The 13,099-nt window shown below is 73.7% G+C and carries 13 protein-coding genes; 2 read left to right on the forward strand and 11 right to left on the reverse strand.

The window, feature by feature from the left end; all coding sequences use genetic code 11:
• Positions 1 to 46: 46 nt before the first annotated feature.
• Both K7862_RS06345 and K7862_RS06350 read right to left on the reverse strand, forming a co-directional pair.
• Entirely contained in the window at positions 47 to 1,360 is a 1,314-nt protein-coding gene (locus tag K7862_RS06345) for an acyl-CoA dehydrogenase family protein (RefSeq protein WP_308011876.1), read from the reverse strand.
• On the reverse strand, positions 1,357 to 2,487 hold the full coding sequence (locus tag K7862_RS06350) for a ScbA/BarX family gamma-butyrolactone biosynthesis protein (RefSeq protein ID WP_222961420.1): 1,131 nt from the start codon (positions 2,485 to 2,487) through the stop codon (positions 1,357 to 1,359). Before K7862_RS06350 ends, K7862_RS06345 begins: the two co-directional genes overlap by 4 nt.
• Before the next feature lie 165 nt (positions 2,488 to 2,652).
• Here K7862_RS06350 and K7862_RS06355 point away from each other — a divergent pair, with 165 nt between their 5' ends.
• Entirely contained in the window at positions 2,653 to 3,276 is a 624-nt protein-coding gene (locus tag K7862_RS06355) for a ScbR family autoregulator-binding transcription factor (protein WP_222961421.1), read from the forward strand.
• Between the two features lie 64 nt (positions 3,277 to 3,340).
• Here K7862_RS06355 and K7862_RS06360 read toward each other — a convergent pair whose 3' ends face one another.
• The 8 genes from K7862_RS06360 to K7862_RS06395 all read right to left on the reverse strand — a co-directional run bounded on the left by K7862_RS06360 (position 3,341) and on the right by K7862_RS06395 (position 10,991).
• On the reverse strand, positions 3,341 to 4,036 hold the full coding sequence (locus K7862_RS06360; RefSeq protein ID WP_222961422.1) for an HAD family hydrolase: 696 nt from the start codon (positions 4,034 to 4,036) through the stop codon (positions 3,341 to 3,343).
• Positions 4,037 to 4,149: 113 nt separating this feature from the next.
• Positions 4,150 to 5,097 carry a thioesterase II family protein gene (locus tag K7862_RS06365; RefSeq protein ID WP_222961423.1) on the reverse strand — a complete coding sequence of 316 codons (948 nt, stop codon included), beginning with the start codon at positions 5,095 to 5,097 and terminating at the stop codon, positions 4,150 to 4,152.
• Positions 5,098 to 5,178: 81 nt separating this feature from the next.
• Positions 5,179 to 6,105, reverse strand: a complete 927-nt coding sequence (locus K7862_RS06370) for an NADP-dependent oxidoreductase (RefSeq protein ID WP_222961424.1) — start codon at positions 6,103 to 6,105, stop codon at positions 5,179 to 5,181.
• 60 nt (positions 6,106 to 6,165) lie between these two features.
• Complete coding sequence (locus tag K7862_RS06375) at positions 6,166 to 7,635, reverse strand: MFS transporter (protein WP_262412753.1); 1,470 nt, start codon at positions 7,633 to 7,635, stop codon at positions 6,166 to 6,168.
• 11 nt (positions 7,636 to 7,646) lie between these two features.
• Entirely contained in the window at positions 7,647 to 8,828 is a 1,182-nt protein-coding gene (locus K7862_RS06380; RefSeq protein ID WP_222961425.1) for an acyltransferase family protein, read from the reverse strand.
• 180 nt (positions 8,829 to 9,008) lie between these two features.
• On the reverse strand, positions 9,009 to 9,434 hold the full coding sequence (locus K7862_RS06385; RefSeq protein WP_222961426.1) for a carboxymuconolactone decarboxylase family protein: 426 nt from the start codon (positions 9,432 to 9,434) through the stop codon (positions 9,009 to 9,011).
• A 184-nt stretch (positions 9,435 to 9,618) separates the two neighbouring features.
• Positions 9,619 to 10,182 (reverse strand): pyridoxamine 5'-phosphate oxidase family protein, encoded by a 564-nt coding sequence (locus K7862_RS06390; RefSeq protein ID WP_222961427.1) that lies wholly within the window; start codon positions 10,180 to 10,182, stop codon positions 9,619 to 9,621.
• A 92-nt stretch (positions 10,183 to 10,274) separates the two neighbouring features.
• Entirely contained in the window at positions 10,275 to 10,991 is a 717-nt protein-coding gene (locus tag K7862_RS06395; RefSeq protein ID WP_222961428.1) for an SDR family oxidoreductase, read from the reverse strand.
• Positions 10,992 to 11,164: 173 nt separating this feature from the next.
• On the opposite strand from K7862_RS06395, the gene K7862_RS06400 reads away from it, so the two are divergent.
• The gene (locus K7862_RS06400; protein WP_222961429.1) at positions 11,165 to 12,082 is read left to right on the forward strand and encodes a LysR family transcriptional regulator; all 918 of its coding nucleotides are present in this window, start codon (positions 11,165 to 11,167) and stop codon (positions 12,080 to 12,082) included.
• Positions 12,083 to 12,085: 3 nt separating this feature from the next.
• Here K7862_RS06400 and K7862_RS06405 read toward each other — a convergent pair whose 3' ends face one another.
• Positions 12,086 to 13,018, reverse strand: coding sequence for an NADP-dependent oxidoreductase (locus K7862_RS06405; protein ID WP_222961430.1), 933 nt, complete (start codon positions 13,016 to 13,018; stop codon positions 12,086 to 12,088).
• Between the last annotated feature and the right edge of the window lie 81 nt (positions 13,019 to 13,099).

Here is a 13,099-nt window from a genome sequence, read left to right on the forward strand (position 1 = left end):
GAGTGGGGCCGGTGGGCGCGCGGGCCGGGCGAGCGGGGCCGCGCGGCTACGCGAGAAGTTCCCTCGCGTAGAGGTCGGCGGCCGCCTGGAACCGCAGGACGGCGTGCGAGGCGATGGTGTGCACGTCCCGCCAGCAGCGCTGCACCGTGCTGGTCGCGTCGCAGATGTGGGGCCCGCCGGATCTGACCAGCCGTTCCACGGCTGTGACGAGCAGGTCCACCGCGACGGCGGCGTCCCGGTGGTTGCGGGCCACGGCCGGTGGGGTCACGGGGTCGGCGTCGGCCCGGCGCGCGGCGGCCGTCAGGAGCAGCTCCGCGGCGTCGATCTCGGCGGAGCTGCGGCTCAGGTCGGCGCTGAGCGAACCGGTGAGCGGCGCTTTCGCCGCCGCCCAGTCCGTCCAGGAGCGAAGCGCCGTCCGGGCCGCGCCGAGCGCGGGCGCGCAGAGGACCAGGCCGCCGACGAGCAGCGCCGGCGCGGTGTGGCAGCGCGGCCCTGCCGTGCCCTGCCCGGGCGTCCCGGCTGCGCCGCCGCGGGCAGCGTGCGCTCCGGCGCCCGCGGTCCGTGCGCCGGACGCCACGTCCGCGAAGTCGAACGAGCGGTGGGCCCGGACCACGGTCGGTGCCAGAGTCACGGTGTTGCTGCCGGTGCCGCGCAGGCCCGAGCTGTCCCAGGTGGCGGTCACGTCGACCGACGCGGTGGGCACGGCGAACACCCGTGCCGCGTCCGGCGTGGCGGCCTGGCCCGGCGGCGTCCCCGCCTGCGGCCCCGGCTGCCCTTCCAGTGCGGCGTCGACCGTGGCCGCGAGCAGCACCCACTCCGAATCCCCGACGGCGCTGACGCACTCCCAGCGGCCGCTGAGCGACCAGTGCGAGCCGTGGCGCACTGCCCGGGCCGCGTGCGGCACCAGGCCGGCGGCGATCCGGGTGTCCGGCGAGGCGGTCCACACCTCGTGCCGGCCCTGCTCGGGCAGCAGCGCGGCGTACCGCCCGTGGTTCGCCCACAGCGCGGCGCACCACCCGGCCGACGAGCAGTTCTCGGCGAGCTCCGCCACGGCTCGCAGCAGCGAGGTGAAGTCGCCCTGGTGGCCGCCGTGTTCACGGGGCACGAAGTGGGCGGGGAATCCGGCCCGGGTCACCGCCGTCACGGTCTCCGGGGCCAGCCCCGAGTTCCGGTCGGCGGCCGCCGCGTGCCGTGCCGCTGTCGCCCCGGCTGCGCGCAGCCGCTCCGGCCGCGGCCATGCCGTACCCGACTCGGGGGCGGCCGTGCGAGCCGCCGCGGCAGCGGCGGCGGAGGGCGGCGTGGCCGCGAAGGGGGTGGTGAACGTCGGCGCGGTCACCGGGGCTGTCGCCGTCTGCGTCACCGTCGGCCCCTCTGGGCCGGGATGAACGGGCGCGTGCCCCCTGGCCGCGCGTCCCCCCGCTCCCCCGGTTCGGCGCGCTCCACCGGTTCCGTCCGCTCCCCCGATCCGGCCTGTTCCGGCGCTCCGGCGGGTCTCGACCAGACCGTCGTGCCGACCGCGAACGGCCTGCCGCCCTGGTGGACGCTGACCCGCAGCCGGCGCAGCGACGCGCTGCCGGTCGGTTCCGCGGCCTCCTCCAGGACCAGCCGGGCCGGCTGGTCGAGTTCACCGAAGGCCAGGCACCGCACCTCGGAGGAGACCAGGACCAGCGGGGAGTCCCACAGCCCCTCGTTGACCACCAGGTAGCCGAGTTGGCGGAATCCCTCCAGGGCCACCATGACCGGGACGTGGTCGCTGGGGTGGTCGAAGTAGATCGCGTGGTTCGTGTCGACCCGCAGCAGCCAGTCGAGGTCCACCGGATCCCGTTCGAGCACCATGTCCTTGGTGCGCAGCCTGCCGACGGCGGCGGGGGTCACGTGGCGCGGCACCCAGGGGACGCCCACCGTGTCGCCGCCGGGTTCCGTGCGGCCGCGCGCGTCCCTGTGGCGTAACAGCGCGTACATCCGGTCGTCGACCGCGATGCCGCTGATCATGCCGCTGCCGCAGACCCGGCCGCCGACGCTGAGCACCACGTCGAGCCGCATGCCGTAACGCCGCGGCGGGCGGCTGGCGTCCCAGGTCCACCGCGCGTCCAGGACGACGTTCAGCGGGGTGGCGCCGACGTTCAGGGGCGCGGTGTCGTCCAGGGAGAAGTCGAGGGCGTCGCCGATGAAGTGGTGGGTCAGCGGGATCGCCAGGTAGGTGTGCGCCAGGTAGACGAACATCTGGCGGATGGTCTCGGCGAAGAGCAGCGGGTCGGCGCGGCCGGCCGCGTCGGGGTGGTAGAGAGCGTGGTCGCGGGGCCACTGCGCGGCGACGATGAACGTCGTGTCGTCCAGCCGGGCGCTGTCGGTGAGCAGGACCTCGGCGACGGAGGCGCGGTGCACCAGGTTGCGGGGCACCGGTTGCATGAAGGCGAGCCGGTGGCCGCCGTGGGCGAGCGGCTCGGGTGTGGTGTCTCTCAAAGGTGGCGCGTCCGTACTCTGCATCACAATCCCCCTTGTGATCTCATGGTGCGCGAACGAGCGCGGTCCCGGGGGGTAGCCCTCCGGGGGTCTCTAAAGATACCTTCATGAAGGTATTATGGGGAAGGGCCTCCCACCAGCGAGGCTCCGACAGCGCGCGCACAGCACCTCTGTACGAAGGGATGGGGCATGAGGCAGGGAACCCGTCAGACACCCGCCGCCGGCGACCTCAAACAGGAGCGGGCCATCCGTACCCGTGCCCTGATCCTGGACGCGGCGGCCGAGACGTTCGCCAACAAGGGGTATCCGGACACGACCATGCTCGACGTGGCGCAGCTGACCGGCGCCACCAAGGGAGCGGTGTACTTCCACTTCGCGAACAAGAACGCCCTGGCCGCCGCGGTGGCCGACGAGTTCTACACGCGGCTGTCCCTGCTCGCCGAGGAGGTCGAGGGGCTGGGCCTGCCGCCGCGCGCCGCGGTGGGCGAGCTGCTGCTACGCACCGGTGCGCTGTTCCGTGACAACAAGATCGCTCAGGCCGGTGCGCGGCTGCAGTTGGAGCACTCGCTGATCGACGTGTCGCTGCCGACGCCGTTCGTCGGCTTCCTGACGTTCATCTCCCGCCTGCTGCACTTCGCGGAGGCCGACGGCGACCTGCCCGAGGGCGCGGACCCCGACGTGCTCTCGCGCGTGCTGGTCTCGGCCTTCTTCGGCGCCCAGCACATGTCCTGGGTGCTCAACGACCGCCAGGATGTGGTGGACCGGGTCCAGGAGATCCTCGGCGCGGTACTGCCCGCGACGACGCCGGCCTGACGGGACGCACCGGCACCGGCCTGACGGGACGTCACGGCGGACCCCGCGCACCGGCGGTCGCCCGTCAGCGTCGGCGGCCTCGCGCGGCGAGCGCGTCCAGGCCCGGCAGGGTCCGGCCGCCCGCCCGGGCCACGTGGGCGCGCAGGACCGGGTCGGGGCCGACCGCCACCGGATGGCCGACGGCTCGCAGGAGTTCGAGGTCGGAGGCGTGGTCGCCGTAGGCGTGGCAGCCGGCCGGGTCGATACCGCGGGCAGCGGCCCAGGCGGTCGCCGCGTCGGCCTTGGCGGCGCCGATCATCGGCCGCCGCACCTCCCCGGTGAGCCTTCCCTCGCGCACCACCACCGGCGTGCCCAGCACCGCGGTGGTGCGCAGGTGTTCGGCGATCGGATCCAGGCACGGGAAGAACGAGCCGGAGACGAGCACGGTGGCGTCCCCGGATGTCTGGTGGCGGCGCAGCGCCTGGGTGCCCGGCCCGTGGTAGAAGCCGCCGGCCCGCTCCTGCTCCGCGTACCAGGCCCGTCCCTGCACGGCGAGTTCGGCGGCCGAGGCGCCCGCGTAGAGCGTGTAGTACGCCCGGTTCGCCGCCTCCCGCGTCGCCCCGCGGTCCTTGAGCGTCTGGATGGCGCGGTAGGCCTCCTCGTAGTCGGCGGCCGGCCGGCCGGTGGCCGCCAGGTGGAAGCGCAGGAAGCCGAACATGGTCTTCTGCGTCACCAGCGTCTCGTCGACGTCGAAGAACGCGGCGCGGCTGACCGGCGTCATGAGTCTCCTCGCAAGGGGGTACGGGACAGCGAACAGGACGGACTTCCGGGCGGTACGCCGGGCCTGACGCGAGAGTAGAACCACCGGCCGGGTGGCGTCCGCCGGAAGGAGGGTCACGGGCGCGGTGCGTCCGGTCCGGCGTCGTCGCCCGCGCCGAACCGGCGGATCTCGCCCACCACGCCGGCCACGACCTCGGCGGTCTGCCGCAGGAAGTAGAAGTGGCCGCCCTCGTACAGGTGGCGCCCGCCCGGCCGCTCGGTGACGTCGGCCCAGGCGGCGAGCCGGGACGGCGGGACGACGGGGTCGTCGCGGCCGCCGAACACCGACAGCGGCACCTGGGTCCGGGGCGCGTGGGCGGGCGGCCGCCACCGCTCGGCCAGCCGGAAGTCGCCGCGTACCCGGGGGACCAGACGCGGCCAGACCGCCTCGGCCAGGGCGCGTCGGGGCAGGGCGCCGAACTCGGCCAGCACGGTGCGCAGTTCACGGTCGGTCAGGCGGTCCACGGAGCGGTCCGGCGCCGGTCCGGCCCAGGGGTCCGCGGGCGGCCGGCAGGCGGAGACGCCGTACCAGCGTGGCAACGGGTACCCGGAACAAGGGAGTTGGCGGAGCATCTCGTAGGCGACGGCGGCGCCCATGCTGTGGCCGAACAGCACGTAGGGGCGGTCCAGCCGGGAGGCGGCGGCGGCCAGGAAGAAGCGGGCGAGCGAGGGGGCGTCGCCGGCCGGGGGAAGGTGCGCCAGCCGGCGGCGGCCGGGAGCTTCGAGCAGGCAGATCTCCCACGAGGGCGGGAAGTGGGGGATCCAGTCGGTGTAGACGCGATGGGTGCCGGCGGCGTGGTGCAGGAGGAACACGCGCAGGTCCGGGTCCGCTACGGGGCGCGGCACCACGACGGCATGCTCCGTCGCCGGCGGCGCCGCAGCCGCTTCCGGGCCAACGCCCGGGCCCGCGTTCACTTCTGCGCCCGCGAACCCGTTGGCGTCGGCGTTCCCGTTGGCGTCGGCGTTCCCGTTCGCGGAGGCGCCCAGGTTCAGATCAGTGCCCGTGTTCACGTCTGTGCCCATGTTCACGCGCCTCCCTTCGGGCATCGGGGGGGGGTGGCGCGCGCCGCGTTCGAGATGGGGGGCGCGGCGCGCGCCGGGTCCTCAGGGGGTGAGGACGACGCGGCCGCGCAGGCCGCCCTTGGCGACCAGCGTGTGCGCCTCGGCGGCGTCGGCGAGCGCGAGTGTCCTGGCCAGGCGCAGCGTGAGCGCCCCGGTCTCGACCTGGAAGATTAGCTCGGCCAGTTGCCCGGCGTCGCTGTGGACGGACACGGCCTGGACGTCGATGCCGCGTTCGGTCGCGGGCGCGGCGGGTCCGAACACCCCGACGTAGCGCCCCCCGTCGCGGACCGCGGCCAGCGCGCCCGCGCCGATCAGCGCCGTGTCGAGGACCGCGTCGACGCCGCCGGGCGTCAGTGCCCGCAGCGCTCCGGCGACGTCCTCACCGCGGGCGACCAGGGTCGCGCCCGCGCCGCTGACGAAGTCGCGGTCGGCGGGGCCTGCCACGCCGAGAACCGTGATGCCGCGCCGGGCGGCCAGCTCCACGGCGAAACCGCCGACCGCGCCGGCGGCGCCGGTGACCGCCAGGGTCTGGCCGGCCGAGAGGTCCAGCAGGTCCAGCGCCTGGACGGCGGTGAGTCCGTTGAGCGGCAGGGTCGCCGCCCGTTCGGACTCCACCCCGGCGGGGGCGGCGGTGACGGCGTCGGCGGACAGCACCACGTACTCGGCCTGCGTGCCGCTGAGCGTGGCGAACCAGTCCGACAGGCCGATCACCGCATCGCCGGGCGCCAGGTCCGTGACGCCGTCACCGATCGCGTCGACGGTGCCGGCGACGTCCCAGCCGAGGGGGTAGGCCGTGAGTTCGGGCAGGAAGGCGGACAGGGCACCGGACCTGGTGGCCAGGTCCACCGGGTTGACCGAGGCGGCCGCCACCTTGATGCGTACCTGGCCCGCGGCCGGCTCGGGCACCGGCAGTTCGGCGACCTCCAGGACGTCGGGTTCCCCGAACGTCCTGACGACGATTGCGCGCATGGAGAAATGACCTTTCAGCAGAAGGGCGGGCAGGGGCGGTGCAGAGGAAGGGGCGGGGTGTCAGGCTTCGAGCGGCGCGACGCGGCGTGCCCTGGGCAGGAAGTGGAACAGGGCGAGCACGAGGGCGCCGACGAGCAGCACGCTGCCGTTGACGAGCGTCGCGGTGCGCACCCCGGACAGCACGGCCCACGCGTCGCTGTGGCCCGGGTGCGGGCGGGAGGCCTTGGCGGTGGCGATGGTGCTCAGCACCGGCACGCCCAGGGTCAGGCCGACGAGCTGGGTGAGGGTCGCCAGGCCGGTGGCCAGGCCCTGCTCCTCGTCGGGCAGCCCGGAGGTGGCCGTCACCATGAACGAGACGACGGCGGTGATGTGGCCGTAACCGGAGATCGCGGTGCCGACCAGGACCAGGGTGATCCAGCTCTTGCCGTCGCCGACGAAGACCAGCAGGAAGCTCGCCGACGCCTGGATGACCAGGCCGGTGAGCAGGCCGCCGGGACCGCTGACCCGGCCGATGAGCCTGGGTGCGAAGGTGCCGCCGGCGAAGGCGGCCGCGCCCAGCAGACCGAAGGTCAGGCCGGTGACCAGTGGGGAGTAGCCGAGGACCCGCTGGAGGTAGAGGGTCATCAGGAAGGTCAGGCTGCTGGCCATGGTGAACGTGACGATGCCGCCGAGGTTGCCCCAGCGGACCGTGCGCCGCCGCACCACGCGCACGGACACCAGCGGCTCCTCGGTGCGCAGTTCGATCAGCCAGAAGACCACCAGCAGGACCGCGCCGGCGGCCATCGGCAGCAGGGTCCGGGCGCTGGTCCAGCCCTTCTGCTGCGCGGTGCTGATGCCGTAGACCAGCGCGAGTAGGCCGGCGGAGACCGTGACCGCGCCGGGCAGGTCGAGCCGGGCCGAGCCCTGGGTGCGGCTCTCCTTGATCACGGACAGGCCGATGATGAACACCGCGGCGCCGACGGGCACGTTGATGAAGAAGGTCCAGCGCCAGCTCAGCAGGTCGGTGAGCACACCGCCGAGCACCGCGCCGGTGATGAAGCCGGCCGACAGCATGGCGCCGTTCAGGCCGAGTGCCTTCGCGCGCAGTGGCCCCTCGGGGAACGTCGTGGTGAGCAGCGACAGCGCGGCGGGGGTGACGATCGCGGTGGCCAGGCCCTGGAACACGCGGCCGGTGACCAGCATGCCGGGTGAGGTGGCCAGGCCGCCGACCAGTGAGGCGGCGGTCAGCATGGCGATACCGGTCAGGAACAGCCTGCGGCGGCCGAACAGGTCGGCGACCCGGCCGAACAGCAGGGTGAAGCCGGCCGCCGCCAGCGAGAAGGCGGTGGTCACCCATTGCAGGGAGCCGAGCGAGAAGTGCAGGCCGGTGCCGATGTCGGGCAGGGCGACGTTGAGGATCGAGAAGTCGGCGGCGAGCATGAACTGCGCGCCGAGCAGCAGGATCAGCACCAGCCGCTGACGGGAGGTCATCCGGGGCGGGGAGTCCGCCACCGGGGCGAAGCCCTCGGACTGGTCGACGGTTGTGGACATGGAGGTCTCTCCTACGCGATCGAGGCGGGTTGGGGGGGAGCGGTGGCAGGCGTTGCGGGCTGGGCGGCGGAGGACGTGCGCGCCTGGCTGAACAGGCGGACCAGCGGCAGCTCGACGGCGTAGTACAGGAGCGTCGCCAGGGCCAGCGCCACGGTGAACATCAGGGCGGTGACGCCCAGCGCCTGAGGGGTGTCCCAGGAGCGGGTGGCGCCCAGGGCGTAGTGGACCCAGCGGATCACCAGTTGGTGGACCATGTAGAACGCGAAGGAGACGTTGCCCAGCCACACCGCGACCGGGCCGCGCCACGGCGAGGGACGCCCTTCGATGTCGGCGACGGCGGCGGTCGGTATGAGCAGCGCCAGCGGCACCAGCGCGCCGGCCACCAGGCCGAACAGGTACGGCAGGTACGAGGAGCCGACGTATCCGGCCAGGGACAGCACGCTCGCCGTCCGCAGCCCGATCCGCGGCCAGCGCCCGGCCTCCACGATCAGCGCGAGCACGATGCCGAGCAGGAACTCCAGCATCCGTACCGGCGGCAGCGTGTAGACGAACCACATGCGGTCCTCGCTGACGGGCAGGCCGGGCACCGGCGGGCCCTGGTGGAAGGCGGCGTCGGCGATCACCGGCATCAGCCACACCAGGGCGACCAGCGCGACGGCGGCCGGCCACAGCATGCGCGCGCCGATCCGGCGGGCCAGCGGCAGCAGCAGCGGGAACGAGAGGTAGAAGAAGGCCTCGCACCCCAGCGACCAGCTGGGGATGTTCATGCTGAAGAACACTCCGCCGCGCGGGAACCAGTCCCCCAGCAGGAACAGGTTCGGCAGCGAGTCCAGGCCGAACTGGTCGAAACTGCCGGTCAGGGTGAGTCCGCTGATGGACAGGAAGACGAACGCCGCCACCCAGGTCACCAGGTGGTTCGGCACGATCTTCACCGCGCGGCGACGCCAGAAGCGGCGGGCGGTGTCGTTGCCGCGGGCTGTCCAGGTCAGCAGGAAGCCGCTGAGCAGGAAGAAGAAGGTCACGCCCACGCCGCCCTGGCTGGCGGAGTGGGACATCCAGCGGTTGACGCCGGGCGAGGCGAAGACCGCCACCGCGTATATGTGGAAGGCGAAGACCATCAGCGCCGCCACGGCGCGCAACCCGGTCAGGGACGGAAGTCTCTCCCGGCGGGAGATCGGTGGGGACACGCTCACGGTGATCGATTCCTGCTTTCCGGTACCAAGGGGATTCCAGTGGATTCCGCGGGGGTTCCGGCTGTGTGCCGGCGGGAATTCGGGCCGGTTCGGTGGCCCACTGGGGACGCTACTGGGCGGGCCATTCCGGCGGAATTCCGCTTATGGCCCGCCCGATGTCTCTTAAGGAGTAGTCGAAAATCAGCCGGCGGCGCGGCCCGCGAGGCGGGGGGCGTCGGGCAGGTCGCGGTGCGCGGCCAGGACGGGCCGCGCGACGGCCAGCGCGTTGAGCGTCCTGGGAACGCCGGCGTAGAGGCTGACCTGAGCGATGGCCTCCACCACCTCGGTCTCGGCGGCGCCTGCGCGCAGCGCTCCGGCGACGTGGAAGGCCAGTTGGGGCGCGCAGTCGCCGAGGGCCGCGAGCATGCACACGGTGGCGATCTCGCGGGTGCGCAGATCCAGTCCCGGCGCGCCGGTCAGCGCGCCGAGACCGTGCTCGATGTGGGCGCCCAGCCCGGGCGCGACGTCGCGGATCGCCTCCCAGGGCGGGGCGTCCGCCTCGGCGGCCAGCGCGCGGAACACGGCGGCGCCGCGGCTGGTGCCCTCGCGGGCGGCGTGCGTGGTCATGGTGCTCCTTTCGGGGCGTACGGAGTGTGTCGTTCGTGGTGTCCGGGCGCGCCCGAAGGGCGCATCGCGGTGTCGCGCACGCGGAATGCCCGCGCCGCGCCGGGGTGCGTAGCGTGGGGTGGGCCCCCGGTACGGGTACGTACCGGCGCGGCCGGCGGCCTTGCGGCGTGCCGGCGGCGGGAGTTCAGGCCGTGCGCTGCGGTGCGGCCTCGCGCAGGACGCGGCCGGTCAGCCAGACGTCGCGTCCCCAGGCGGGCTCATCGAAGATCTTCACCCGGGCCGCGGAGAACACGAACAGCCGCAGGGCCGGGTTGTCGAGGGAGCCGTGCGCGGGGCCGTCCGGTCGGGCGGCCCTGCGCACGGCCGCGGTGAACCCGGGGAACCGGTCGCCGAACACCTCGGCGCCCCGGTGCAGCAGGTCGCCTTCGGCCGGCCGGCACGGGCCTTGCAACTGCAGGCCCTGCCTGGTGCCGGGCGCGCCGTCCTGCCGGGTGTCGGCGACGGTCACCGCGACCTGGCCGTCGCTGTTGGCGAGGTTGCGCGCGTGCTCGGAGTCGGGGCGGGTCAGGAAGTACAGATGGAGGTCGGCGTCGTATGCGAAGTAGGCGTTGTGCAACCAGGGGACTCCGTTGTCGCCGACGGTCGCCATGGACAGCAGTCTGGTGCCGTCCAGCAGGCGCTCGATGGATTCCGTCACGGCCAGGAAGCCGAGGGGCCATTGCGGGCCCTGTTCCAGTTCGATGCGCATGGGGAAGCGGTTCTCCTCCGCTGGTCGAGGGGGCGGCGCCGGCGGCGGCACCGGGGGAAGACGGACGGCCGCCGGCGCGGTTCCGCGGGGGTTCAGGACAGGAAGTGCCCGCCGTCGACGGTGACGACCGAGCCGGTGCTGAAGCCGTTGTTCATCAGGTACAGGTAGGTCTGCGCCACCTCGGACACCTGGCCCACCCGGCCGACCAGCAGCTTGTCGCCGAGCCGGGCGTAGAACTCCTCGGGCTCGTCGATGCTGCCGTCCCACAGTTCGCTGCGGGTCGGCCCGGGACGGACCACGTTGACCCGGATCGGGCCGAGCTCGACGGCCAGCGCGCGGCCCAGCGCCTCCGAGGCGCTGGTGATGCTCGCGGTGACGGTCCAGCCCTTGGCCGGGCGGGCGCCGGCGCTGCCGGAGCTGAGCACGATCGAGCCGCCCTCACGGATGCCCGCGGCACCGTGCCGGGCGGCGGTGAACGCGCCCCAGTAGCGGACCTTGAAGTACTCCTGGGCCTGCGTCATGTCGGTCTCGGCCAGGGACTTGATCTGCAGCGGGTCGCCCGCGGTGTAGACGAGGTGGTCGTAGGGGCCGACCTGCCCGAAGAAGGCGACGACCGCGGCCTCGTCGGTGACGTCCAGGCGGTGCCCGCTCACCGTGTCCGGCAGGTTCTTCAGGGCGCGGTCGATCCGGTCCTGGCTGCTGGAGGCGATGACGACCTCGGCGCCGTCCTCGGTGGCGAGCCGGGCGACCGCGAACCCGATTCCGGAACTTCCGCCGACAACGACGACGCGTTTGCCTGCAAGGCTCATTATCCGTACCTTTCCGAATGGTTCGGGGAGTGGAATTACCTCTGCGAACACAGTGCGGGCGGTGCGGTTCGGATGTCCAATGCCTTATTCGTTCCCTGTGATGCCCGAAAGACAAGAGGCGTACAGGCCGGCTCGCCGGTGAGGAATCACCGCGATGAATTACGGAGGCGACCGTGGACCTCGATCTGAGGAAGGTCCGGTATTTCGTGGCGGTCGCGGACCGGCTGCATTTCGGCCGGGCCGCGGCGGACCTGCACATCACGCAGCCCGTGCTGAGCCGTCAGATCCGCGCGCTGGAACAGGACATCGGGCTCGACCTGCTGGTGCGCGACCGCCGGTCGGTCGAACTGACCGCGGCGGGACGGGAGTTCCTGGGCGACGCCCGCGCGATGCTCGCCGCCGCACGGGCGGCCAGGCACCGGATGTACCGGGCGGCGGGCGGGCAGGCGCGGCTCACCGTCGGATTCGGCTGGGGGATGGCGGTGACCAGGGTGATCAGCGCCTTCACCGCGCAGCGGCCCGAGGTCACCGTGGACGTGCGGCACCTGGCCGGCGAGGAGCAGACCGGGGCGGTGCTCGACGGCACGGTGGACGTGGCCTTCGTGCGGATGCCGGTGGCCGAGCGGGGCATCGCGCTGACCCCGCTGGGCAGCGAGAGCCTGCTCGCGGTGCTGCCGGCCGCGCACCGGCTGGCCGGGCGGCCGGCGGTGCTCAGCACGGACCTGCTCGGCGAACGGCTGGTCCGGCGGGCGCCGTCCGGCCGCGCCGCCGCGGCCGACCGCGCCGAGGTGGTGCGCGGTGCGGCCTCCCTGCTGGAGGCCGCACCGCGCACCGGGTCGGTGGAGGAGATCCTGGAGTCGGTGGCGCGGGGCCACGGCCTCACGCTGCTCCCCCGGTCGGCCGCGCGTTTCTACACCCGGCCCGACATCGCCTACACCGCGGTCCTGGACCTGCCGCCGAAGGAGATCTGCCTGGCCCGCTCCGCCGCCGACCGCTCGCCGCTGGTCGCGGCCTTCGGCCGCACCGCGCAGTCGGTCGGCTGGGCGGCCGCGGAACCCCCGGCGGCGCTGCCCGCGCCGGTGCCCGCCTGAACCTCAGGGTTCCAGGACGATCTTGCCGGTCGCGCGGCCGCTCTCGGACAGCTCGTGCGCGGCCGCGGCGTCGGCCAGCGGCAGCACCCGGCCGACGTGGGGGCGCAGCCGGCCCTCCTCGGCCAGGGCGGCCATGGCCTCCAGGCCCACGTAGTCCGGCTCCACCGAGATCCCGGCGAACCGGAAGCCGGCCGCCCGGGTGCGCTCGGCCAGCGCGGCGTCCATCCGGTCGATCGCCGTGACCAGCAGCCCGCCCGGGCGCAGCGTGGCCAGCGAACGGTCGGCGTACTCGCCGCCGATCAGGTCGAACGCCACGTCCATGTCCTTGGCCGTCTCGGCGAAGTCCACCGTCCGGTAGTCGATGACCTCGTCGGCGCCGACGCCGCGCACGAAGTCGTGCTTGGCCGCACTCGCGGTGGCGACGACGTGGGCGCCGCGGGTCTTGGCGATCTGGATGGCCAGGTGGCCGACGCCGCCCGCGCCGGCGTGCACCAGTACCCGCTCCCCCGGGCCCACGTCGGCGACCTCGGCGAGCGCCTGCCACGCGGTGAGCCCGGCCATCGGCAGTGCGGCGGCCTGTGCGTGCGTGATCGAGGCGGGCTTGCGGGCGAAGTGCCGGTTGGGCGCCGCGACGTACTCGGCGTAGGCGCCGGCCCCGCGCGGGAAGAAGGGCATCCCGAAGACCTCGTCGCCCTCCTGGAAGCGGGAGGTGCCGGGCACCACGTGCTCGACGACGCCGGAGACGTCCCAGCCCAGGACGAACGGCGGCTCGCCCAGCAGCTTGAAGCGGCCGCTGCGGATCAGCGGCTCGACCGGGTTCACGCCGATCGCCTTGACCCGGACGAGCAGCTCGGACGGCAGGGGGACCGGCTGGTCCACCTCCTCGAGACGCAGGACCTCGGGGCCTCCGAACGTGTGCTGGACGATGGCGCGCATACCGGTTCTCTCCCTGGTCGTATCGCCGTTGCGGAACGGCCGGACGGTCTTGGCGTGACAACTCCTGATGGTCCGTCCGGC

The sequence above is a fragment of the Actinacidiphila acidipaludis genome, assembly GCF_019890725.1.
Taxonomy (GTDB): domain Bacteria; phylum Actinomycetota; class Actinomycetes; order Streptomycetales; family Streptomycetaceae; genus Actinacidiphila; species Actinacidiphila acidipaludis.

Coding starts and splice junctions, on each gene's coding strand:
- K7862_RS06350 (WP_222961420.1), bottom strand. CDS start 2,487: ATGCAGAGTACGGACGCGCCACCTTTGAGAGACACCACACCCGAGCCG.
- K7862_RS06355 (WP_222961421.1), top strand. CDS start 2,653: ATGAGGCAGGGAACCCGTCAGACACCCGCCGCCGGCGACCTCAAACAG.
- K7862_RS06360 (WP_222961422.1), bottom strand. CDS start 4,036: ATGACGCCGGTCAGCCGCGCCGCGTTCTTCGACGTCGACGAGACGCTG.
- K7862_RS06365 (WP_222961423.1), bottom strand. CDS start 5,097: ATGGGCACAGACGTGAACACGGGCACTGATCTGAACCTGGGCGCCTCC.
- K7862_RS06370 (WP_222961424.1), bottom strand. CDS start 6,105: ATGCGCGCAATCGTCGTCAGGACGTTCGGGGAACCCGACGTCCTGGAG.
- K7862_RS06375 (WP_262412753.1), bottom strand. CDS start 7,635: ATGTCCACAACCGTCGACCAGTCCGAGGGCTTCGCCCCGGTGGCGGAC.
- K7862_RS06385 (WP_222961426.1), bottom strand. CDS start 9,434: ATGACCACGCACGCCGCCCGCGAGGGCACCAGCCGCGGCGCCGCCGTG.
- K7862_RS06390 (WP_222961427.1), bottom strand. CDS start 10,182: ATGCGCATCGAACTGGAACAGGGCCCGCAATGGCCCCTCGGCTTCCTG.
- K7862_RS06395 (WP_222961428.1), bottom strand. CDS start 10,991: ATGAGCCTTGCAGGCAAACGCGTCGTCGTTGTCGGCGGAAGTTCCGGA.
- K7862_RS06405 (WP_222961430.1), bottom strand. CDS start 13,018: ATGCGCGCCATCGTCCAGCACACGTTCGGAGGCCCCGAGGTCCTGCGT.